12 protein-coding genes and 1 tRNA gene are annotated in these 23,723 nt (G+C 70.7%); 3 read left to right on the top strand and 10 right to left on the bottom strand.

The annotated features are described in order from the left end of the window. Positions 1–50: 50 nt before the first annotated feature. Together ACFXKG_RS38975 and ACFXKG_RS38970 are read left to right on the top strand one after the other, a co-directional pair. Positions 51–4,682 carry an ATP-dependent helicase gene (locus ACFXKG_RS38975; RefSeq protein ID WP_384849642.1) on the top strand — a complete coding sequence of 1,544 codons (4,632 nt, stop codon included), beginning with the start codon at positions 51–53 and terminating at the stop codon, positions 4,680–4,682. Positions 4,683–4,775: 93 nt separating this feature from the next. Beyond that, on the top strand, positions 4,776–5,534 hold the full coding sequence (locus ACFXKG_RS38970; RefSeq protein WP_384849639.1) for an Fpg/Nei family DNA glycosylase: 759 nt from the start codon (positions 4,776–4,778) through the stop codon (positions 5,532–5,534). Positions 5,535–5,604: 70 nt separating this feature from the next. On the opposite strand, the gene ACFXKG_RS38965 is transcribed toward ACFXKG_RS38970, so the two are convergent. The 9 genes from ACFXKG_RS38965 to ACFXKG_RS38925 form a co-directional block, all read right to left on the bottom strand. Then, positions 5,605–6,075: a Dps family protein gene (locus ACFXKG_RS38965; protein WP_384849636.1), complete on the bottom strand. Its 471-nt coding sequence runs from the start codon at positions 6,073–6,075 to the stop codon at positions 5,605–5,607. A 252-nt stretch (positions 6,076–6,327) separates the two neighbouring features. Next, on the bottom strand, positions 6,328–6,711 hold the full coding sequence (locus tag ACFXKG_RS38960) for a helix-turn-helix transcriptional regulator (RefSeq protein ID WP_365817698.1): 384 nt from the start codon (positions 6,709–6,711) through the stop codon (positions 6,328–6,330). A gap of 109 nt (positions 6,712–6,820) precedes the next feature. Then, positions 6,821–7,342, bottom strand: coding sequence for a CinA family protein (locus ACFXKG_RS38955; RefSeq protein WP_384849633.1), 522 nt, complete (start codon positions 7,340–7,342; stop codon positions 6,821–6,823). A 32-nt stretch (positions 7,343–7,374) separates the two neighbouring features. After that, a complete protein-coding gene (gene pgsA, locus ACFXKG_RS38950) occupies positions 7,375–8,043 on the bottom strand; it encodes a CDP-diacylglycerol--glycerol-3-phosphate 3-phosphatidyltransferase (protein WP_382893634.1) in 669 nt (222 codons plus the stop codon). Next, positions 8,040–9,557 carry a 30S ribosomal protein S12 methylthiotransferase RimO gene (rimO, locus tag ACFXKG_RS38945; RefSeq protein WP_384849630.1) on the bottom strand — a complete coding sequence of 506 codons (1,518 nt, stop codon included), beginning with the start codon at positions 9,555–9,557 and terminating at the stop codon, positions 8,040–8,042. Before rimO ends, pgsA begins: the two co-directional genes overlap by 4 nt. A 49-nt stretch (positions 9,558–9,606) precedes the next feature. Beyond that, entirely contained in the window at positions 9,607–10,365 is a 759-nt protein-coding gene (locus ACFXKG_RS38940; RefSeq protein ID WP_384849687.1) for a helix-turn-helix domain-containing protein, read from the bottom strand. A gap of 432 nt (positions 10,366–10,797) precedes the next feature. Then, positions 10,798–13,653 carry a DNA translocase FtsK gene (locus ACFXKG_RS38935; RefSeq protein WP_384849627.1) on the bottom strand — a complete coding sequence of 952 codons (2,856 nt, stop codon included), beginning with the start codon at positions 13,651–13,653 and terminating at the stop codon, positions 10,798–10,800. A gap of 191 nt (positions 13,654–13,844) precedes the next feature. After that, entirely contained in the window at positions 13,845–14,513 is a 669-nt protein-coding gene (locus ACFXKG_RS38930) for a two-component system response regulator (RefSeq protein WP_384849624.1), read from the bottom strand. Positions 14,514–14,790: 277 nt separating this feature from the next. Further along, positions 14,791–20,334 (bottom strand): HAMP domain-containing protein, encoded by a 5,544-nt coding sequence (locus ACFXKG_RS38925; protein ID WP_384849621.1) that lies wholly within the window; start codon positions 20,332–20,334, stop codon positions 14,791–14,793. 420 nt (positions 20,335–20,754) lie between these two features. Here ACFXKG_RS38925 and ACFXKG_RS38920 point away from each other — a divergent pair, with 420 nt between their 5' ends. Next, positions 20,755–23,379 (top strand): SpoIIE family protein phosphatase, encoded by a 2,625-nt coding sequence (locus ACFXKG_RS38920; RefSeq protein WP_384849617.1) that lies wholly within the window; start codon positions 20,755–20,757, stop codon positions 23,377–23,379. A 63-nt stretch (positions 23,380–23,442) separates the two neighbouring features. On the opposite strand, the gene ACFXKG_RS38915 is transcribed toward ACFXKG_RS38920, so the two are convergent. Further along, positions 23,443–23,515 (bottom strand) — tRNA-Thr (locus tag ACFXKG_RS38915). Between the last annotated feature and the right edge of the window lie 208 nt (positions 23,516–23,723).

The following is a 23,723-nucleotide window of genomic DNA, read 5'->3' as shown; positions in this document are numbered from 1 at the left end:
GTTCTCCCAGGTCCGGGCGATTGTCAGTGGGCGGGTGCACGATGGGGGGCATGGCACGTACCGCGCTCGACTCCTTCTCCCCCGCGACCCGCGGCTGGTTCACGGGGGCATTCTCCGCGCCCACCGCGGCACAGGAGGGGGCCTGGCGCGCCATCCAGGAGGGCGCGGACGTGCTGGTGGTGGCGCCTACCGGGTCCGGCAAGACCCTGGCCGCGTTCCTCGCCGCGCTGGACCAGCTCGCCTCGGCGCCGCCGCCCGCCGAGGCGAAGAAGCGCTGCCGGGTGCTTTATGTGTCACCGCTGAAGGCGCTCGCCGTTGACGTGGAGCGCAATCTGCGCAGCCCGCTCACGGGGATCCGGCAGGAGTCCGTACGGCGCGGGCTGCCCGAGCCGCAGGTGCGGGTCGGTATCCGCTCGGGCGACACTCCGCCCGCCGACCGCCGGTCGATGGCGACACGGCCGCCGGACATCCTGATCACCACTCCCGAGTCGCTGTTCCTGATGCTCACGTCCTCCGCGCGCGACGCGCTGGCCGGTGTCGAGACGGTGATCCTGGACGAGGTGCACGCCGTGGCGGGGACGAAGCGCGGGGCCCATCTCGCCCTCTCCCTGGAGCGGCTCGACGAACTGCTGCCGCGCCCGGCCCGGCGCATCGGCCTGTCCGCGACGGTCCGCCCGGTGGAGGAAGTGGCCCGCTACCTGTCGCCGCAGCGCAGGGTGGAGATCGTCCAGCCGCCCTCCGGCAAGGAGTTCGACCTCTCCGTCGTCGTCCCTGTCGAGGACCTGGGTGAGCTGGGCGGCTCCCCCGCGTCGGAGACGGACGGCGGGGAGAAGCCGTCGATCTGGCCGCATGTGGAGGAGCGGATCGCCGATCTCGTCCAGGCCCACCGCTCCACGATCGTGTTCGCCAACTCCCGGCGGCTGGCCGAGCGGCTGTGCAACCGGCTCAACGAGATCGCGTACGAACGCGCGACGGGGCGGACGATGCCCGAGGAGCACGCACCGGCCGAGGTGATGGCCCAGTCGGGCGCGGCGAAGGGCGCTCCTCCTCTGCTGGCCCGGGCGCACCACGGCTCGGTCTCCAAGGAGCAGCGCTCCCAGGTCGAGGAGGACCTCAAGGCGGGTCGGCTGCCCGCCGTCGTGGCCACCTCCAGCCTGGAGCTGGGTATCGACATGGGCGCGGTGGACCTGGTCGTCCAGGTCGAGTCGCCGCCCTCGGTCGCCTCCGGACTCCAGCGGGTGGGCCGGGCCGGCCATCAGGTGGGCGCGGTCTCCACCGGCGTCGTCTTCCCGAAGTACCGCGGCGATCTGGTGCAGGCCGCCGTGGTCACGGAGCGGATGCGCGGCGGGTCCATCGAGGCGCTGCGCGTGCCCGCCAACCCGCTGGACGTGCTGGCGCAGCAGCTCGTCGCCATGGTCGCGCTGGACACCCGGCAGGTGGACGATCTGCTCGCCGTGGTCCGCAGGGCCGCGCCGTTCGCCGCCCTGCCCGATTCCGCGTTCCACGCCGTGCTGGACATGCTCGCCGGACGCTACCCCTCCGACGCCTTCGCGGAGCTGCGGCCCCGCGTCGTGTGGGACCGCGTCGCGGGTACGGTCACGGGCCGTCCGGGCGCGCAGCGCCTCGCCGTCACCTCCGGTGGCACGATCCCCGACCGCGGCCTCTTCGGGGTCTTCCTCGTCGGAGCGGACCCGAAGAAGGGCGGTGGCCGGGTCGGTGAGCTGGACGAGGAGATGGTGTACGAGTCCCGGGTGGGCGATGTCTTCACCCTGGGAACGACCTCATGGCGGATCGAGGACATCACCCGCGACCGGGTCCTGGTCACCCCGGCCCCCGGCGCCCCGGGACGGCTGCCCTTCTGGAAGGGCGACCAGCTCGGCCGCCCGCTGGAGCTGGGCCGCGCGGTGGGCGCCTTCCTGCGCGAGGTCGGCTCGCTCCCGGAGGACGACGCGCGGCTGCGCCTGATGACGGCGGGCCTGGACGACTGGGCGGCCGGCAATCTCCTCTCGTACCTGGACGAGCAGCGCCGCGCCTGCGGACATGTCCCCGACGACCGGACGATCCTGGTCGAGCGGTTCCGTGACGAGCTCGGCGACTGGCGGGTGGTGATCCACTCTCCGTTCGGCGCGCAGGTGCACGCCCCGTGGGCGCTGGCGCTCGGGGCCCGGCTCTCCGAGCGGTACGGCATGGACGCGCAGGTCATGCACGCCGACGACGGCATCGTGCTGCGGCTGCCGGACGCCGATCTGATGGGCCTGGACCTCCTGGACGTCGAGGACAGTGACGAACCGGACCGCCTCGGCACCGCCTTCGACGGCGAACAGGCCCCGCTGGGCGCCGCGGACGTCGCCTTCGATCCGGGCGAGATCCGCGGGATCGTGACCGAACAGGTCGGCGGCTCCGCCCTGTTCGCCTCCCGGTTCCGGGAGTGCGCCGCGCGGGCGCTGCTGCTGCCGCGCCGCAGCCCCGGCCGACGCACCCCCCTGTGGCAGCAGCGGCAGCGCGCCGCGCAACTGCTCCAGGTCGCGAGCGAGTTCGGTTCGTTCCCCATCGTGCTGGAGGCGGTGCGCGAGTGCCTTCAGGACGTCTTCGACGTCCCCGGCCTCACCGAACTCATGGGCGACCTCGAATCCCGCAGGGTCCGGCTCGTCGAGGTCACCACCCCCGAACCCTCGCCCTTCGCCCGGTCGTTGCTCTTCGGGTACGTCGCCCAGTTCCTGTACGAGGGCGACTCGCCCCTCGCCGAGCGGCGCGCCGCCGCGCTGTCGCTGGACTCGCGGCTGCTCGCCGAGCTGCTGGGCCAGGCCGAGCTGCGGGAGCTGCTCGACCCCGAGGTCCTGACGGAGCTGGAGCGGGAGCTTCAGTGGCTGACGGAGGACCGGCGTGTCAAGGACGCCGAGGGCGTCGCCGACCTGCTGCGGGTCCTCGGCCCGCTCACCGACGGCGAGTTGGCCGAGCGCGGCGCACGGCCGTCCTGGGCGGAGGAGCTGGCCGCCGCGCGCCGCGCCATCAAGGTCCGTATCGCCGGGGCGGACCACTGGGCGGCGGTCGAGGACGCCGGCCGGCTGCGGGACGCCCTGGGCACGGCACTGCCGGTCGGGGTACCGGAGGCGTTCACCGAACCGGTCAAGGATCCACTCGGCGACCTGCTCGCCCGGCACGCCCGTACGCACGGCCCGTTCACCTCGTCCTCGGCGGCCGGGCGCTTCGGTCTGGGGACGGCGGTCACGGACGGCGCGCTCCAGCGGCTCGCCGCGAGCGCCCGGGTCGTCCAGGGCGAATTCCATCCGTCCGGCATCGGCCAGGAGTGGTGCGACGCCACGGTGCTCCGCCGGCTGCGCCGCCGCTCGCTGGCCGCGCTGCGCCAGGAGCTGGAGCCGGTCGCGCCCGCCGCGCTCGCCACGTTCCTCCCCCAGTGGCAGCATATGAGCGGCGACAGCCTGCGCGGCATCGACGGACTCGCCCGCGCCGTCGAGCAGTTGCAGGGCGCCCCCGTCCCCGCCTCCGCGCTGGAGAAGCTGATCCTGCCGTCCCGGGTCGCCGGCTACACCCCGGCGCTGCTGGACGAGCTGACCACCACGGGCGAGGTCCTGTGGGCCGGCGCCGGCGCCCTGCCCGGCAAGGACGGCTGGGTGTCGCTCTATCTCGCCGACGCCGCGCCGCTGCTGCTCCCCGCCCCGCACCCGCTGGAGCAGACCGCCCTGCACGCCTCGGTGCTGACCACCCTCTCCGGCGGTTACGGGCTGTTCTTCCGGCAGATCGCCGACCAGGTGCGCGCGACCACCCACCCCGAGGCGACCGATCCCCAACTGGCCGACGCCCTCTGGGACCTGGCCTGGTCGGGGCGGCTCACCAACGACACCCTGGCCCCGCTGCGCTCACTGCTCGGCTCCGGCCGTACGGCGGGCTCCACGGCCCACCGCGCCCGCCGCCCGGTGCCCCGGGGGCGGTACGGCACTCTGACGGCCGCCGCCAGACCCGCCTCCCGTACGGGCCCGCCGACCGTGAGCGGGCGATGGTCGCTCCTTCCCGACCAGGAACCCGACCCGACGCACCGCGCCCACGCGCTGGCCCGCACCCTCCTCGACCGTCACGGCGTGGTGACCCGCGGTGCGGTCGCGGCCGAGGGCGTGGCGGGCGGCTTCTCCGCCACGTACCGCGTGCTGTCGGCCTTCGAGGACAGCGGCCAGGCCCGCCGCGGCTATGTCGTGGAGGGCCTGGGCGCCGCCCAGTTCGCGATGGACGGTGCGGTGGACCGGCTACGGGCCGCGGCGACGGCCCGCGACCGCGCCGCCGGGCAGCCCGCGCCCCGCGCAGTCGTGCTCGCGGCGGCCGATCCCGCCAATGCCTACGGAGCCGCGCTGCCCTGGCCGGAGCCGCCGGACGGCGCGGGCCACAAACCGGGGCGCAAGGCCGGCTCCCTGGTCGTCCTGGTAGACGGCGAGCTGACCCTCTACCTGGAGCGCGGCGGAAAGACCCTGCTGGCCTGGACCACGGACCCGGCGGACCCCGCGCTGCCGGCCGCCGCGGGGGCGCTCGCGGACGCCGCCCGCGCGGGCACGCTCGGTACGGTCACGGTCGAGCGGGCCAACGGCATACCCGCGCTCACCTCACCGCTGGGCCGGACCCTGGAGTCGGCGGGCTTCCACGCCACCCCCAGGGGCCTGCGCCTGCGCGCCTGACCAGACACCCGGCCCCCGCAGGCACCGGGAACCACGCCCGGCCCGCACCGCACCCGCACGCCCGCAGCCACACCGAAGCGCATCATGGAAGACATGCCCGAAGGAGACACCGTCCTGCAGACCGCCCAGCGCCTCCACAGGGCTCTGGCCGGACAGCTGCTGACCCGCTCCGACCTGCGCGTCCCCCGCTACGCGACCGCCGATCTCACCGGCAGGACCGTCCTCGACGTCACACCGCGCGGAAAACACCTGCTCACCCGGATCGAGGGCGGGCTCACCCTCCACTCGCATCTGCGGATGGACGGCGCATGGCAGGTCTACGCCCCGGGCGAGCGCTGGCGCGGCGGTGCGGCACATCAGATACGGGCGATCCTCGGCACCGCCGGACAGACCGCCGTCGGGTACCGGCTGCCCGTCCTGGAACTCCTCCGTACCCACGACGAGGAACGGGTGGTCGGCCATCTGGGACCCGATCTGCTCGGCCCCGACTGGGACCCCGCCGTCGCGCTGCGGCGTCTTCTCGCCGACCCCGCCCGCCCCGTCGGAGAAGCCCTGCTCGACCAGCGCAATCTCGCCGGGGTGGGCAACATCTTCAAGTCCGAGACCTGCTTCCTCGTGCGCGCGACACCGTGGCTTCCGGTGGGGGAACTCCCCTCGCCCGAGCGCCTGGTGACGGCGGCCAAGAGACTGCTCGAAGCCAACCGGGAGCGCCCGGGCCACCGCAGGGAGCTGTCCGTGTACGGCCGCGCCCACCGGCCCTGCCCCCGCTGCGCCGCCCCGATCCGTACAGCCGACCAGGACGGACGTCCCGCCTACTGGTGCCCCCGCTGCCAGTCCGGCCCCACTCCCTGACGGCCCGCCGGTCCCTGTTGGCCCGCCGGCCCGGGCGCATCGGTGGCACACGCGCGCCGTGCGCCGCGCCTTACGCGCTCTCCGCCTGGAACATCCAGGCGTGCTTCTCAAGATCGGCCGTGACCTGGATCAGAATGTCCTGCGTCACCGGATCCGGCTTGTCCGTCACCCCGACGCGCTCACGCATCCGCGTGACCACCGCGCCGAGCGCGTCCACGAGGGTCCGCACCGCGTCCCCGTCCTTGATCCAGCCGTTGGGAACCGGGCCGATCGCGCTGGTCCCCGCCACCGTCGCGGCCCGCCCGTCCGGGGTCACACCGATCGCGGAGGCGCGCTCGGCGACCGTGTCCGAATGCTGCCGCGCCGTGGTCACGACTTCGTCGAGCTGGAGATGGACGGAGCGGAAGCGCGGCCCGACGATGTTCCAGTGCACCTGCTTCGCGACCAGCGAGAGGTCCACCAGATCCACGAGCGCGCCCTGCAGCGCCTCGCCGACCAGCTTCAGGTCCTCCTCGGGCAGGGAACTCTTCACGACAGACATACGGGCCCTCCAGTGTTCCGTCGATTCCACCGGCCCGACCGGCCTCACCAGCCCTGTCCGGCTCCGTGTCCACCATGACACAGGTGCGACAAAACGGTCATTCGAGCCAGAGATGTCCCCACATCACAGCCCCGGGCCGTCACCGAATCGGAGACCCTCCCCCGCAGGACCCGCAGGACACCCCGGACACACCGAAGCCCCGGCCTGTATCGCTACCGACCGGGGCCCGGTCACAGCCTCAAAGCCGCACCCTCAGGCGGCGACGACGTCCGCCACCTCCGCGGGTGCCTTGATCGTCACCCGCTCCGTCGGCACACCGGCCACCGACGTCACGGAGACGGAATTGAGCATGGGTCGTACTGCTGCGGGCACCGGCTCGCTCGCCGCCGCCGACGCGGCCAGCTCCGCCAACGACAGTTCGTCGCTCACTTCGCGCATGAGCTCGGACATCCGTACGTCCAGCGCGTCGCAGATCGCGGAGAGCAGCTCGGAGGAAGCCTCCTTCTGCCCCCGCTCAACCTCGGAAAGATAGCCGAGCGAGACTCGGGCGGACGAGGAGACTTCGCGCAGAGTACGGCCCTGGCGCTGGCGCTGCCGACGCAGCACGTCACCCAGCAGGCGACGGAGCAGAATCATCGGTGGCTCCCTCCTCGGACCGCGTAGCCGCATCCTTCACGCCCCACCGTACCGCCTCGCGCGGCGGCCGTGCGGGGAGCGATGTCGTGTTCACTCAGGGCTGTAAACATCAAATCCCCCCGTTCTCTTCCGTATCCTGTGCCCGCCCGTTCCCGGAGAGTTCGCCGAGGAGCAGTCCCAGTACGCTCCGTACACTCTCTTTACGGATGTCCGCCCGGTCGCCGTTCAACCGCAGCGCGGCCACTTTCCCCACACCTTCCGGTCCCGCGACCGCCACATACACCGTGCCGACCGGCTGCCCGTCCTGCGGGTCCGGGCCCGCCACCCCGGTGGTCGCGACGCCCCAGTCGGCGCCCAGGACCCGCCGTACCCCGGCCGCCATCTGGCGCGCGACCTCGGGGTCCACGGCGCCCCGCTCGTCGAGAAGGGCGGAGTCCACGCCCAGGACGTCCCGCTTGAGATCCGTCGCGTAGGCCGTCAGGGCCCCGCGGAAGGCCCGGGAGGCTCCGGGGACCCCGGTCAGCTCCGCGGCCACCAGACCGCCGGTCAGGGACTCCGCCACGGCCAGCGTCCCGCCGCCGGCGACCAGCAGCTCCAGAACCCGCGCGGCGCGGGCCGCGGTCCCGGTCACCGGACCACTCCCCGCCCCGGCCCCCGCTTCACTCACCGAGCGGACTCCGCCTCGGCGCGCTCCGCCGCCAGTCCCTGGCGGCGCAGTACGACCGCCTGCCGTACGTAGTCGAGCCCCGTGAGCACCGTCAGGAGCACCGCCACCGTCATCACCCAGAACCGCAGCGTGGCCAGCGGCCCGGTCAGCGCGAGGACGTACATCCCCACGGCCACCCCTTGGGCCAGCGTCTTCATCTTGCCGCCGCGGCTGGCCGGGATCACCCCGTGCCTGATCACCCAGAACCGCATCAGCGTGATGCCCAGCTCCCGGAAGAGGATGATGCCCGTCACCCACCAGGGCAGATCCCCCAGCGCGGAGAGACAGAGCAGCGCGGCGCCCATGATCGCCTTGTCCGCGATCGGGTCGGCGATCTTCCCGAAGTCGGTGACCAGGTTGTACGTACGGGCCAGGTGGCCGTCGAAGATGTCCGTGATCATCGCCACGGCGAAGGCGGCCCACGCCCACGCGCGCCAGACGGGGTCGTACCCGCCGTCCTGGAGCAGCAGATACACGAAAGCGGGCACGAGCACCAGCCGCACCATGGTGAGGATATTGGCGATGTTCCACAGACTGGCCTGATTGACCACCACCGCCGCCAGCTTGGCGCCGGGCGCCGGCTTCGCGCCGGTACCGCCCGCCGCGGACGCCGGGACTCCGGTCATCTGGCCGCCTCCTCACCCGGGATCCGGATGCCGTCCCCCGGAAGCTCGTAGCACTCGGCGACCAGGTCCACACCTTCGGTCCCGACCACCTTCGCCTCGACCATACGGCCGGGGCGCAGCCCCTCGCGCGAGGTGAAGATCACCTGGCCGTCCGTCTCCGGCGCCTGGTGGGCCGCGCGGCCGACGGCCGGCTCGTCGCCGTCGCCCGTCTCGTCGACCGACTCGACGAGCACCTGGAGGCTCTCGCCGAGCCGCTCCTCGGCCCGCTGGGCGGTCAGCTCCTCGGCCAGCCGGGAGAGGTGCGCCAGCCGCTCGGCGACGACGTCCTCGTCCAGTTTGTTCTCGTACGTGGCGGCCTCCGTGCCGTCCTCGTCCGAGTAGCCGAAGACGCCGATGGCATCGAGGCGCGCCCCGTTGAGGAAGCGTTCCAGCTCGGCGAAGTCGGCCTCGCTCTCCCCGGGGAAGCCGACGATGAAGTTGGAGCGCACCCCGGCCTGCGGCGCCTTGCCGCGGATGGTCTCCAGCAGTTCCAGGAAGCGGTCCGTGTCCCCGAAGCGGCGCATCGCGCGCAGCACACCGGGCGCGGAGTGCTGGAAGGACAGGTCGAAGTAGGGGGCGACCTTGGGCGTCGAGGTCAGGACGTCGATCAGGCCCGGCCGCATCTCGGCGGGCTGGAGGTAGCTGACCCGTACCCGCTCGATGCCGTCCACCGCCGCCAGCTCCGGCAGCAGGGTCTCCAGCAGCCGGATGTCGCCGAGGTCCTTGCCGTACGACGTGTTGTTCTCGGAGACGAGCATGACCTCCTTGACGCCCTGCTCGGCCAGCCAGCGCGTCTCGCCGAGCACGTCGGAGGGGCGGCGCGAGACGAAGGAGCCGCGGAACGAAGGGATGGCGCAGAAGGAGCAGCGGCGGTCGCAGCCGGAGGCGAGCTTGACGGAGGCGACGGGGCTGGTGTCGAGACGTCTGCGCAGGGGCGCCCGCGGCCCGGAGGCCGGTGCGACGCCCTCGGGCAGGTCCGCGGGGGCCGGCGCGATCTCCTCGCGGTCCTGTGCGTGACCGGGGAGCGCGACCCCGGCGCCCTGCCGCTCGACGGGGCTGAGCGGCAGCAGCTTCCGGCGGTCGCGGGGGGTGTGGGAGGCGTGGACGCCGCCGCTGAGGATGGTCTGGAGGCGGTCCGAGATGTCGGCGTAGTCGTCGAAGCCGAGGACTCCGTCCGCCTCGGGCAGGGCCTCGGCGAGTTCCTTGCCGTACCGCTCGGCCATACAGCCGACGGCGACGACGGCCTGGGTTCTGCCCTGATCCTTGAGATCGTTGGCTTCCAGCAGGGCGTCGACGGAGTCCTTCTTGGCGGCTTCGACGAATCCACAGGTGTTGACGACGGCGACATCCGCCCCTGAGGCGTCCTGGACGAGCTCCCAGCCATCCGCCGCCAAGCGGCCTGCGAGCTCCTCCGAGTCCACCTCGTTACGGGCGCAGCCAAGCGTGACAAGGGCGACGGTACGGCGTTCGGGCATGGGCCCAAGAGTACTTTGTCCCGGCCCCGCCCCTGCCGTGCAGGGTTGGTCAGCCGACCTCGGGGTCACCCTGCGTGTACGAGAGCCGCTCGACCTGGCCGGGCTCGAACTCGTCCGCGACCTTCTTGCCGTTCACGAAGAGCTCGATCGCCCCGGCGTTGCCGAGGATCAGGTCGATCTGCTCGTCGTCCTGGAAGGTCTTGGAATCACCCTTGAGAAGGATTCCGTCGAAAAGGAGTTTGCCGTTGTGCGCCTTGGCGGAGATCCAGCTCTTGTCGTCTATGGCCGACAGTTTCACCGTCACCTTGTCCCGGGGTGCGGCGGCGATGGCGCTTTCGGAGGGCTCCGGCTTGGTCTCGGTCTTCTTGGTGGGAGAAGGCTTGGTGCCGCTGTCGGGCGTCGAGCCCTCGGCGACCTCATTGGTCTTCGAGCCCTTCTCCGCACCGTTCAGCGCCGTGAAGCCGACGAAACCGACCACCGCGACGATCGCGGCGACCATGGCGGCGGTCCAGTTGGGGCGGCGGCGCTCCGGCCGGATCCGCTCCGCCTCGAACATCGGCGCCGCGGGTGTGGGCGCGGGGCGTCCGCCGCGCTCGGCGTCGAACTGCTCGATGAGGGGCTGGGGGTCGAGTCCGACCTCGCGCGCGAGCATCCGGATGTGGCCGCGGGCGTATACGTCGCCACCGCAGCGCGAGAAGTCGTCCTCCTCGATCGCGTGCACGATGGGGACGCGCACCCGGGTGGAGCCGCTCAGCTCCTCCACCGTACGGTGCGCGGCGATACGGGCCTGCTGGAGCGTCCGGCCGATCGAAGGCCGTTCGTCCTCAGGGGAGTTGCCGTCGGGAGCACCGGGATCGGGGACGCGGTCGTCGGGGGCGTTGGCGTCGGGGGAATTGCCGTCGGAAGAGTTGCCGATGGACACGGGGGCGCCTTTCGAGCGTGTAGCCACCTGCTGGACACTCAGTCTAGGGGTGGTACGAAAGGGTGGGGCAACCGGGCGGATGCACTTTGTACGCCATCAGAAGGGCCGGACGGCGCGCGAGAGGAACATCATGCCCTTCCCCTCCCCAACTTGACGTCTGCCCATGGGAAACGGTTGCCCTTCGACTTCCCCCGAAATCAGATTGAAATCACGGCGCACGCGGGCGCGTCCGGGTGACTCCCCGCCCATCCGGGCGAACCGATGGGGTCATCACACCGGAATCGGCCGGAATGAGACGTCACCCCGCCGGGCGGGCCGCTACGGCGCGGACTCCCCGCGGATGACGGCGAGCACCCCGTCCACTTCGTCCGCCTTGACCAGCACGTCGCGCGCCTTGGAGCCCTCGCTCGGTCCGACGATGTTCCGCGACTCCATCAGGTCCATGAGCCGGCCGGCCTTGGCGAAGCCGACGCGCAGCTTGCGCTGGAGCATCGAGGTCGAGCCGAACTGGGTGGAGACGACCAGTTCGACCGCCTGGCAGAGCAGGTCGAGATCGTCACCGATGTCCTCGTCGATGTCCTTCTTCTTCTGCGTGCCGACGACGACGTCGTCCCGGAAGACGGGGGTCATCTGGTCCTTGCAGTGCTGGACGACGGCCTGGATCTCCTCCTCGGTGACGAAGGCGCCCTGCATACGGGTCGGCTTGTTGGCCCCCATGGGGAGGAAGAGGCCGTCGCCCTTGCCGATCAGTTTCTCCGCGCCCGGCTGGTCGAGGATGACCCGGCTGTCCGCGAGGGAGGAGGTCGCGAAGGCGAGCCGCGACGGCACGTTCGCCTTGATCAGCCCGGTGACGACGTCGACCGAGGGCCGCTGGGTGGCGAGCACGAGGTGGATGCCGGCGGCGCGGGCGAGCTGGGTGATCCGGACGATGGCGTCCTCGACGTCACGCGGCGCGACCATCATCAGGTCGGCCAGCTCGTCCACGACGACCAGCAGGTACGGATACGGCGACAGCTCGCGCTCGCTGCCTTCGGGACTCGTGACCTTGCCCTCGCGCACGGCCTTGTTGAAGTCGTCGATGTGCCGGTAGCCGTAGGCGGCCAGGTCGTCGTAGCGCAGGTCCATCTCGCGCACGACCCACTGGAGCGCCTCGGCGGCCCGCTTGGGGTTGGTGATGATCGGGGTGATCAGGTGCGGAATGCCCTCGTACGCGGTCAGCTCGACCCGCTTGGGGTCGACGAGGACCATCCGGACGTCCTCCGGGGTCGCCCGCACCATCAACGAGGTGATCAGGCAGTTGATGCAGGACGACTTGCCCGAGCCGGTGGCGCCCGCGACGAGCAGGTGGGGCATCTTCGCGAGGTTGGCCATCTCGTAGCCGCCCTCGACGTCCTTGCCGAGGGCGACGAGCATCGGGTGGTCGTCCTCCGCCGCGGCGGCGAGCCGCAGTACGTCGCCGAGGTTGACCATCTCGCGGTCGGTGTTCGGGATCTCGATGCCGACGGCGGACTTGCCGGGGATCGGCGAGATGATCCGTACGTCGGGGCTGGCCACGGCGTACGCGATGTTCTTGGTGAGCGCGGTGATCCGCTCGACCTTCACTGCCGGGCCCAGTTCCACCTCGTACCGCGTGACCGTCGGGCCCCGGGTGAATCCGGTGACGGCGGCGTCGACCTTGAACTCCTGGAAGACGTTGCTGAGCGAGGCCACGACGGCATCGTTGGCGGCGCTGCGGGTCTTGCCCGGGCCGCCGCGCTCCAGCAGGTCGAGCGACGGCAGCGCGTAGGTGATGTCGCCGCGGAGCTGGAGCTGTTCGGCCCGCGGTGGCAGCGGCCGGTCCAGTTCGGGCGCTGGCTTGGTCAGATCGGCCACGGCCGCCACGCCCGGCGTCCGCCGCCCGGGCTCGCGCGCCGACGGCACGGACACGGGGCTCTCGGCCGCGGCGTCCGTGCGCTCCCCGGGGCGGGCCGGGGCCTGTTCGTCCGTACGCTCCCCGGCGCGCCCGCCGGCGCCGCGCTTACGGTCCACGGAGACGCCCTGCGTGAGGTCCGCGACGATCGGCGAGGGCGGCATCCCGTTGAGCACGGCGCCGTCCAGCGCGGCCGCCGCGGCGGCCGCCACGTCCACGGCGTCCATCTGGCGGTCCATCGCCGGCTGGGCGGAGGAGCGGCGCGGCCGGCGCCGCTTGGCGAGCGCGTCGGCCTCGGCCTGGTCGGGGTCGGGCGCCCCCGCCGCGCCCCGGCGCCCCGGGGAGCGCCGCCGCCCGCCGACGGGCAGGGCCTGGCGCCACTGGTCGTCGTACCGTTCGTCGTCGCCGGGGTACTCGTCGTACTCGTCGCCGAAGTGCTCCGCCTCGTAGGGCGGTTCGACGATGCCCAGTCTGACGCCGAGCAGCCGCAGCCGCTGCGGGATCGCGTTGACCGGGGTGGCGGTGACCACCAGCAGCCCGAAGACGGTGACCAGCAGGAGCAGCGGTACGGCCAGCACCTCGCCCGTGGTGAAGATCAGCGGGGTGGCGGCGCCCCAGCCGATGAGGCCGCCCGCGTCCTGCATCGCCTCCGTGCCGTCACTGCGCCCCGGGGAGCCGCAGGCGATGTGGACGAGTCCGAGGACCCCGATGACGAGGGCGGAGAGGCCGATGACGATCCGGCCGTTGGCCTCGGGCTTCTCGGGGTAGAGGATCAGCCGGACGGCGATGGCGCCGATCAGTATCGGTACGAGGAGATCGAGCCGGCCGAAGGCACCGGTGATCAGCATCTCGACCAGGTCACCGACCGGGCCGTGCAGGTTGGACCAGGTGCCCGCGGCGACGACCAGCGCCAGGCCGAGCAGGAGCAGGGCGATGCCGTCCTTGCGGTGCGCGGGGTCGAGTCCCTTCGCGCCGCGTCCTATGCCGCGGAACATCGCTCCGACGCCGTGCGCCGCGCCGAGCCAGACGGTGCGTACGACCCAGAGCACGCCCCCGGTGGGGTTGGGGGCGGGTTTCGGCGCCGGCTTGGCCGCCGCCTTCTTGGCGGGGGCCTTCTTGGCCGGTGCCTTCTTCGCGGGGGCGGTCTTCTTCGCCGCCGTCTTCTTGGCGGGCGCCGCTTTCGCGGCACCGGTCGTACGGCCGGCCCGCGGCTTCGCGGCGCCCGCCGTGCCCTGGGAACCATTGCCGGACGTACGTGAGGCCATGGTGGTGAGGTTACCGGTGTGAACGGCCGGGGACACGTGTGCCTACCGCTTCACCCGTTCGTGTCGCCCACAACTCCACAGGAAAATGACCCGGCTTCAGCGGTCGGAACGTTCCCCCGTCACAACCGGGACGTACCGACCGGAACCGCGCCTTCCGTACGGAACGGCGTTCTCGCGCGCCTCTGATGCCGTCAGTTCTGGGACGGGAGCGCGGCCGGTCCGTTCCCCGTGCCCGGCTCCAGCGCGTCGAGGGCGCGCCGCAATCCGGTGAGTTTGCGCTCCAGGTGCGCGGCGGTCGCCACGGCCGAGGCGTCGGCGGCATCGTCGTCGAGCTGCTTGGAGAGGGCCTCCGCCTGCTCCTCAACTGCCGCGAGGCGCGCGGAGAGTTCGGCCAGCAGCCCGGCCGGCTCCCGCGCCTCGCCCGCCCCGGCGAGCTGCAGCCTGAGCAGCTCGGCCTGCTCCTTGAGCTGACAGTTCTTCATGTACAGCTCGACGAAGACGGAGACCTTGGCGCGGAGCACCCAGGGGTCGAACGGCTTCGAGATGTAGTCCACCGCACCCGCCGCGTACCCGCGGAAGGTGTGGTGCGGGCCATGATTGATGGCCGTCAGAAAGATGATCGGGATGTCACGGGTCCGCTCGCGCCGCTTGATGTGGGCGGCGGTCTCGAATCCATCCATCCCCGGCATCTGGACATCCAGCAAAATGACCGCGAAGTCGTCCGTCAGCAGCGCCTTGAGCGCTTCCTCCCCTGACGATGCCCGCACCAGCGTCTGATCGAGCGCGGAGAGAATGGCCTCCAACGCCAGCAGATTCTCCGGCCGGTCATCGACCAGGAGGATCTTGGCCTTCTGCACCATGGCAGCCCGCCCTCCTCGCCCCGGCATGGGGCGCCCCCTGCTCACGGACCCGGAAGTTACGCCGGGCGCCGTTCCAGGGGACGACTCCCTTACGCCGTCCGTCCTTGTGCCGGTCATGGTAGCCGCACCCCACCCGTCGCCACACCCTGTCACCGTGATGTCACTGCGCTCGAAGCGGAAACGCGACGGGAGACCAGAAGGTTCCCCGAATACCAGCGGCTCACACGCCTCTGGGCACAGCCGGTCAGCGCACCGTACTGATTCACTCGCCCATCGTTCACTCCTCGCGCATCCACCGCTCCATCACGGACAGCAAGTGATCGGGATCGACCGGCTTGGTGACATAGTCGGAAGCACCGGAGTCGAGGGCCTTCTCCCGGTCGCCCTTCATGGCCTTCGCGGTAAGGGCGATGATGGGCAGCCCGGCGAACTGCGGCATCCTTCGGATCGCCGTCGTCGTCGCGTACCCGTCCATCTCCGGCATCATGATGTCCATCAGAACGACCGTCACGTCGTCGTGCTGTTCCAGCACCTCGATGCCCTCACGGCCGTTCTCCGCGTACAGCACCGACAGACCGTGCTGCTCCAGCACGCTCGTCAGCGCGAACACATTACGGATGTCGTCGTCGACGATGAGCACCTTCTCACCGGCGAAGGAGAAGACACGGCCCTCCACGGCGGCCTCCTGACGGCCCGTGGAGGCCGTGTCCGCCCCCCAGAACTCCGGCCGCCCCGACGGACCACCGGTCCCGCCGGACCCCGCCGACGCCCCTCCAGAGGCCCCTGACGCCCCACCCGCGGTCCCCCGGGGCTGCGCCGAACCCCGCTCCGGTCCGCCCGCGTTCTTGCGGGGGCGCCGGAACAGGGCGGCGGGACCCGGCCGCTCCGCCGGCGCCGGCGACTCCGGCACCGCCGGCCCCGGCGACTCCGCCGTTCCCGTCTTCGCCACGGGCGGCAGTTGCCGCATGCCCGCGGGCGTGAGCTGCGGATAGCCGTGCGGCGGCAGTTCACTCGGGTGGAGCGGCAGATACAGCGTGAAGGTCGAGCCACGGCCCGGCTCGCTCGCCGCGTGGATCTCACCGCCCAGCAGCCGCGCGATCTCCCGGCTGATGGAGAGCCCGAGCCCCGTACCGCCGTACTTCCGGCTGGTCGTACCGTCCGCCTGCTTGAACGCCTCGAAGATCACCCGCATCTTGCTCGACGCGATCCCGATCCCCGTGTCCGTCACCGAGAAGGCGATCAGGTCGCCGTCCGCCTCCCGCAGCGAACCCGCCTCCAGCAACTGCTCCCTGATGGCGTCCGGCACGTCGGAGCCCGCAGGCCTGATCACCAGCTCCACCGCCCCGCCGTCGGTGAACTTGACCGCGTTCGACAGCAGGTTGCGCAGCACCTGCAGCAGCCGCTGCTCATCGGTGTGCAGCGTCGCGGGCAGCTCCGGCGACACCCGTACGGAGAAGTCGAGCCCCTTCTCCGCCGTCAGCGGCCGGAACGTCGCCTCCACATAGTCGACGAGCTGCACCAGAGCGATACGGGTCGGACTCACGTCCATCTTGCCCGCCTCGACCTTCGACAGGTCGAGGATGTCGTTGATCAGCTGGAGCAGGTCGGAGCCCGCCCCGTGGATCGTCTCCGCGAACTCCACCTGCTTCGGCGACAGGTTCGACTCCGCGTTGTCAGCGAGCAGCTTGGCGAGGATCAGCAGCGAGTTGAGCGGCGTACGCAGCTCGTGCGACATGTTCGCCAGGAACTCCGACTTGTAGCGCATGGAGACGGCGAGCTGCTCGGCCCGCTCCTCCAGCACCTGCCGCGCCTCCTCGATCTCGGTGTTCTTCACCTCGATGTCGCGGTTCTGCTGCGCCAGCAGCTCGGCCTTGTCCTCCAGCTCCGCGTTGGACTCCTGAAGGGCCTTCTGCCGGTTCTCCAGCTCCGCCGAACGCTCCCTGAGCTGCTCGGTCAGCTCCTGCGACTGCTTCAGCAGCACCTCGGTCTTCGAGTTGACGCTGATCGTGTTGACGCTTGTCGCGATCATCTCGGCGATCTGGTTGAGGAAGTCCCGCTGGATCTGTGTGAACGGCTGGAACGACGCCAGCTCGATCACCCCGAGCACCTTCCCCTCGAAGAGCACCGGCAACACGATCACATGCGCCGGAGACGCCTCCCCGAGCCCGGACGAGATCTTCAGATACCCCGGCGGCACATTGACCTGGATGGTCCGCTTCTCCTCCGCCGCCGTCCCGATCAGGGTCTCACCGGGACGGAACGCGGTGGGCATCGAGCCCGCCGAGTAGCCGTAACTGCCGCGCATGCACAGCTCGTACGAACCGTCGCGGCCCACATCCGTACCGACCTGCGGCACCGTCCCGGTCTGCATCGCCAGGAAGAACGCGCCGTGCTGCGCCGAGACGACCGGCGTCAGCTCGCTCATGATGAGCGACGCCACGTCGTCGAGATCGCGGCGCCCCTGCATCAGCCCGGAGATCCGGGCGAGGTTGCCCTTCAGCCAGTCCTGCTCCTCGTTGGCGAGGGTGGTGTCCCGCAGGTTGGCGATCATCGTATTGATGTTGTCCTGGAGGACCTGGATCTCACCGGCGGCGTCCACATCGATCTTGAGGTTCAGATCGCCCCGGGTCACCGCGGTGGCGACGGCGGCGATCGCCCGCACCTGACGGGTCAGATTGCCGGCCATCTCGTTCACCGACTCCGTCAGGTCCCGCCAGGTGCCGTCGACGTCCCGGACCCGCGCCTGACCGCCGAGCTGACCGTCCGTACCCACCTCACGGGCCACCCGGGTCACCTCCTGCGCGAAGGAGGAGAGCTGGTCGACCATGGTGTTGATGGTGTTCTTGAGCTCCTGGATCTCGCCGCGCGCGTCGATGTCGATCTTCTTGGTGAGATCGCCCTTCGCGATGGCGGTGGTGACCGTGGCGATCTGGCGCACCTGCCCCGTCAGGTTGGACGCCATCGAGTTCACCGACTCGGTGAGGTCCTTCCAGGTGCCGGAGACACCGGGAACCCGGGCCTGACCGCCCAGTTCGCCCTCGGTGCCCACCTCGCGCGCCACGCGCGTCACCTCGTCGGCGAAGGACGACAGCGTCGTCACCATCGTGTTGACGGTGTCGGCCAGTTCCGCGACCTCGCCGCGCGCCTCCACCGTCACCTTCTTGGTCAGATCACCATTGGCCACCGCCGACGAGACCCGCGAGATGTTCCGCACCTGACTGGTCAGGTTGTTGGCCATGGTGTTGACGTTGTCGCTGAGGTCCTTCCAGATCCCGGTGACGCCCCGGACCCTGGCCTGACCGCCGAGGATGCCCTCCGTACCCACCTCACGCGCGACACGCGTCACCTCGTCGGCGAAGTTCAGGAGCTGGTCGACCATCGTGTTGACCGTCGTCACCAGATCGAGGATCTCGCCCCGCGCGTCGACGGTGATCTTCTTCGACAGATCGCCCTTGGCGACCGCCGTGGTCACCTCCGCGATGTTGCGCACCTGGGAAGTGAGGTTGTTCGCCATGAAGTTGACGGACTGCGTGAGGTCCTTCCACGTACCGGACACACCCTGAACCTCGGCCTGACCGCCCAGGATGCCTTCCGTACCCACCTCGCGGGCGACCCGCGTCACCTGCTCGGCGAAGTTGGAGAGCTGGTCCACCATGGTGTTGAGGGTGTTCTTCAGCTCCAGGATCTCGCCGCGCGCGTCCACGTCGATCTTCTGCGACAGATCACCGCGCGCCACCGCCGTCGCGACACCCGCGATGTTGCGCACCTGCGCCGTCAGGTTCCCCGCCATGCCGTTCACGGAGTCCGTCAGATCCCGCCAGACCCCCGCCACGCCGGGCACCTGCGCCTGACCACCCAGCCGGCCGTCCGTACCCACCTCACGCGCGACCCTGGTCACCTGGTCGGCGAAGGCGGAGAGCTGGTCGACCATCGTGTTGATCGTGTTCTTCAGCTCCAGGATCTCGCCGCGCGCGTCCACGTCGATCTTCTGGGACAGATCACCGCGCGCCACCGCCGTGGTCACCTGGGCGATCTGCCGCACCTGATCGGTCAGATTGCCGGCCATGGAGTTGACGGAGTCGGTCAGCTCCTTCCACGTACCGCTGACACCGTCCACCCGAGCCTGGCCGCCCAGTCGGCCCTCCGTACCCACGTCGCGGGCCATCACCGTGACCTGGTCGGCGAACGAGGAGAGCTGCGCCACCATCGTGTTGACGGTGTTCTTGAGCTCCAGCATCTCGCCGGCCACGTCGACCGTGACCTTCTGGGTGAGATCGCCGTTGGCGACCGCCGTCGTCACCTGCGCGATGTCCCTCACCTGACCGGTGAGGTTACGGAACGCCGTGTTGACCGAGTCGGTCAGGTCCTTCCACGTCCCCGCCGCACCCGGCACCTCGGCCTGACCGCCCAGCCGGCCCTCGACGCCCACTTCCCGGGCGACCCGCGTCACCTCGGAGCCGAACGACTTCAACTGCCCCACCATCGTGTTGACGGTGTTCTTCAACTCCAGCATCTCGCCCGCGACATCCACGGTGACCTTCTGGGACAGATCGCCGTTGGCGACCGCAGTGGTCACCTGCGCGATGTCCCTCACCTGAGTGGTCAGGTTCCGGAAGACCGTGTTGACCGAGTCCGTCAGGTCCTTCCATGTCCCCGCCGCACCCGGCACCTGCGCCTGACCGCCCAGCAGCCCCTCGGCGCCGACCTCGCTCGCCACCCGGGTCACTTCGTCCGCGAAGGTACGGAGCGTCTCCGTCATCTGGTTGATCGTCTCGGCGAGCTGCGCCACCTCGCCGCGCGCGCTCACCGTGACCTTCTGCGACAGGTCACCACTGGCGACGGCCGTGGTCACCTCGGCGATACCGCGCACCTGGTTGGTCAGGTTCCCGGCCATGGTGTTCACCGAATCGGTGAGGTCCTTCCAGACCCCGGCCACCCCGGGCACGGTCGCCTGACCGCCCAGCTCACCCTCCGTACCGACCTCCCGGGCCACCCGCGTGACCTCGGAGGAGAACGACGACAGCTGGTCCACCATCGTGTTGACGGTGTTCTTGAGCTGCAGCATCTCGCCCGCCACATGCACCGTCACCTTGCGCGACAGATCGCCCTTGGCGACCGCCGTGGTCACCAGGGCGATGTCCCGCACCTGCGCGGTCAGCCGGTACGCCATGGTGTTGACGGAGTCCGTCAGGTCCTTCCAGGAGCCCGACATGCCCCGCACCTTGGCCTGGCCCCCGAGCTTCCCCTCGGTACCGACCTCCAGCGCTACCCGCGTCACCTCGTCGGTGAACGCCGACAGCTGGTCGACCAGACTGTTGACGGTACGGGCCACCTTCAGGAATTCACCCCTCAGTGGACGCTCCGCGCCCTCCACCGTCTGGGAGCGCAGATCCATGCGCTGCTCCAGGTCGCCCTCCGCGACCGCGGTGAGCACCCGGCCGACCTCGGAGACGGGCCGGGCCAGATCGTCCACCAGTGCGTTCGAGGCATCGATCGCGGCGGCCCAGGAGCCCTCGCAGGCGCCGGTCTCCAGCCGCTCCGTGAGTTTCCCCTCACGCCCGACCACGCGGCGTACGCGCGCCAACTCCCCGGTGAGATGGATGTTACGGTCGGCGACCTCGTTGAAGACTGCGGCGATCTCCGCCATCACGTCGTCCCCGGAGACCGTCAGGCGTTTGCGGAAGTTGCCGTCCCGCATCGACACCAAGGCCGTCAGCAGTCTGTTCAGCTCAGCCGCGTCCACCTCGACCGTCCCGTTGCTGCGGGCCCGTCCGCCTTTCGCGCGCGTACTCGTGCCACGCGCCGCCGTGCCAGACTCCACCGTGTCCCTCCCGCAGGGGTTGACCGTACTGCCCGAGCTGTCTCCGGAAGCCTGCCCAGTGTTTCACTGCGGCTCACTGCCACAACCAACCCTTGAGGCGTGACGGCACAAGCGTCAAATCGTTGAAGCCTACAAGGGCGGGAACGCCCTTGTAGCACACCCGCCCTCATGGTCATCGAAGTCTCACGAACACGTCACGGCGCCTGACGGCGCCCCACGACCACGAATTCCACCGTTCCACCGGACGAAGGCCTTTGCCTCCGGCTCCGTGCCCGCAGTGCGCGCGCGTGGCCGCCGGACCATAGCAGCTTCACCGAGTCGGGACTCCGTCACACGAGGCACCCGACGACCGTCTAGCCTGGCAGGCGAATCGAAGCGACAAGAAACGGGCACAGGACTCTGGGGAGAGACGAAACACCAATGGGGAGTGCTGTGATCACCGCGCGTGCGGCTGCCACCTTCGATCCGGTAGGGCGGTCCGTCGCGACCGCCCGTGCCTTTGTCCGCGACACGCTCCAGGGGTGGGGTTATTCGGATGTCGTGGACGACGCGGTCGTTCTCACCAGCGAGCTGGTCACCAACGCCGTCATCCACGCCGGCACGTCCGCCGACGTCCTCTGCCTCCGTACGGAAGAGGGCGTACGCGTCGAGGTCGCCGACCGCTATCCGGAGCGCGAGGTCCCCATCCAGGGCAGTACGCGCTCCTTCGCCAACGCGGAGCAGGAGAACGGCCGGGGACTGCTCCTCTGCGCCGCGCTCGCGTCACGCTGGGGAGTCGAGTACTCCCCCACGTTCAAACAGGTGTGGTTCCAGCTCGAACTGCCACAGCGCCCGGTGGGCACCCGCTCCGCGGGCCCCGTACTCCCCACCGACCTGCTGCCCGTGGCCGACGAGCGCGTACGGGTAGCCGTCATCCAGATCGACCGCGCGAGCGCCGTCGTCAACTGGAACGAGGACGCCGAGCACATTTTCGGTTACGCGGACGAACAGGTCATCGGGAAACCCCTCACCGACATCGCCGCCTGGCCCCACACACCGGGCATCGGAACCGGCATCGTCGAAGCACTCCAGCTCTCCCGCTGGGAGGGCAGTTACGGCATCCGGGCCGCGGACGGCCGCGTCATCCCCGTCTACGCCTCCCACCTCCGCGTCCGCGACACCCACGGCGAGCCGTCCACGGTCTGCCTCCTCGTACGCGATTACGAACGCGCCGTGATCCAGACCCCGCTGCGCACCCCGGCAGCCGAGGTGGGCACCGAGAGCCGCATCGTGGACCCCTTCGAGGTCTTCATCGGTTCCCCCGCCCCCGACGACCTCGACGGGCTTCTCCAGCGCACGGTGGAGCGCGCCCGCGACATGCTCGACGGCGACTCGGCCTTCCTCCTCCTCGCCACGGACGACGAGACGGAGCTGGAGGTACGCGCCTCCACCGGCCTCCCCTCCGCCCGCCAGCGCTTCGCCCGCGTCCCGGTGGAGGCCGGCGCGGGGCGCTTCGGCTCGGCGCGAATGCCCGCCGTCCACGAGGACCTCGCCGCCGTCCCCGGCGCCGTTCCGCTCCTCAACGGCACAGGGATGCGCTCCGTCGTCACGGTCCCGCTCAAGGTCGAGGGCCGGCTCACGGGCTCCCTGGGCGTCGCCGCGGAAGGCTCCGGGCGCTACACCAACGAGGAGGCCCTGCGTCTGCAGTTCGCCGCGGACCGGATCGCCCTCGCCGTCGAATCGGCCCGCCTGGGCGAGCTGGAACGGCTGCGCCGCGGCTCCCTCTCCTTCCTCGTCGAGGCGTCGGACCTGCTGGCGGGCACCCTGGACCGGGACCAGACGCTGGCCCTGATGGCCCAGATGACCGTCCCCACGCTCGCCACCTGGTGCGCGGTCTACACGATCGCCGACCAGGCCTCCGACCCGTACCTCTCGTACGTGCTCCACGAGGACGAGGACCGCATCGACGGCCTCAAAGCACTCCTCTCCAAGATCTCCCCGCCGGACCCTGTGCCCACCCCGGGCGCCCGCATCTGGACCGCCCCGGCGGAGGCGGCCCACCAGGCGGCGCTGCGCACCTCGATGCGCGACGTCAGCAGAAGCAACCGGCCGCCCGCCCTCGGGATCGGCACCACCCTGGCGACCGCGGCGGCCGTGGGCGGCGAGACGGTCGTCCTGCCCCTGGTGGCCCGTAACCGTGTCATCGGCATGCTGACCCTGGGCAAGCCCTCGGGCGACCACTTCCGCCAGGAGATCCTGGAGCTGGCCGAGGACCTCTCACGCAGGGCGGCCCTCGCGCTCGACAACGCCCGCCTCTACTCGGAACGCACGGCCATCAGCCAGGCCCTCCAACGCAGCCTGCTGCCACCGGGGCTCCCGCAGGTCCCCGGCGTGGAGGTGGACGTCATCTACCGCGCGGCGGGCGAGGGCAACGAGGTCGGGGGCGACTTCTACGACCTGTTCCCGATCCGGGACGGTGCCTACGGCTTCGCCATCGGTGATGTCTGCGGTACGGGCCCGGAGGCCGCGGCCGTGACCGGCCTGGCCCGCCACGCTCTGCGGCTGCTCGCCCGCGAGGGCTTCGGCGGCCCCGCGGTCCTGGAACGCCTGAACGCGGCGATCCTCGACGAGGGCGCCCGAAGCCGCTTCCTGACCCTCCTCTACGGCGAGCTGTGGCCGCAGGAGGACGGCAGCGCGGTCCTGAAGGTGGTCTGCGCCGGGCACCCCCTGCCGCTGCGTCTGCGCCAGGACGGCACGGTCGAACCGGCAGCGGAACCACAGCCGTTGCTGGGCGTCATGGAGGACCTGGAGCTGTACGAACAGGTGATCACCCTGGACCCGGGCGACGTCCTCCTCTGCGTCACCGACGGCGTCACGGAACGCCGGGAGGGCACGCGCATGCTGGGCGACGACGGTCTCACCGACGTCCTCACGACCTGTACGGGCCTGACCGCCGGTGCGGTCGCCGCGCGCGTCCTGCGCGCCGTGGAACGCTTCGCCGCCGAGCCGGCCTCGGACGACATGGCCATCCTCGCGATGCGCGTCCCTGAGCCGCACACCACCTGAGCCGCACACCGGCTCAATGAGAAAGGCCCCCGCCGAGAGGCGGGGGCCTTTTCCTTTTACTTGAGCCCCAATACGGAATCGAACCGTAGACCTTCTCCTTACCATGGAGACGCTCTACCGACTGAGCTATTGGGGCGCAGCAACGAGGTAAAGCATACCCGATGATCAGAGGTGCGCAAGACCATCGAGAACACAGCCGGCGACGCCCGACAGGAACCGGGCAGCACCGCCGGAAAGAAACGGTGCCTGAACGGCTCCTGCATGACCCCTGAACGCAGAAATGCCCCGCACCATACGGTGCGGGGCATTCCCACAATAATTGTTCGGCGGCGTCCTACTCTCCC

It is taken from the genome of Streptomyces sp. NPDC059255 (assembly GCF_042752355.1).
GTDB lineage: Bacteria > Actinomycetota > Actinomycetes > Streptomycetales > Streptomycetaceae > Streptomyces.
Note: the sequence above shows the minus strand (reverse complement) of the source record. Positions and strands in the feature narration are given on the sequence as shown.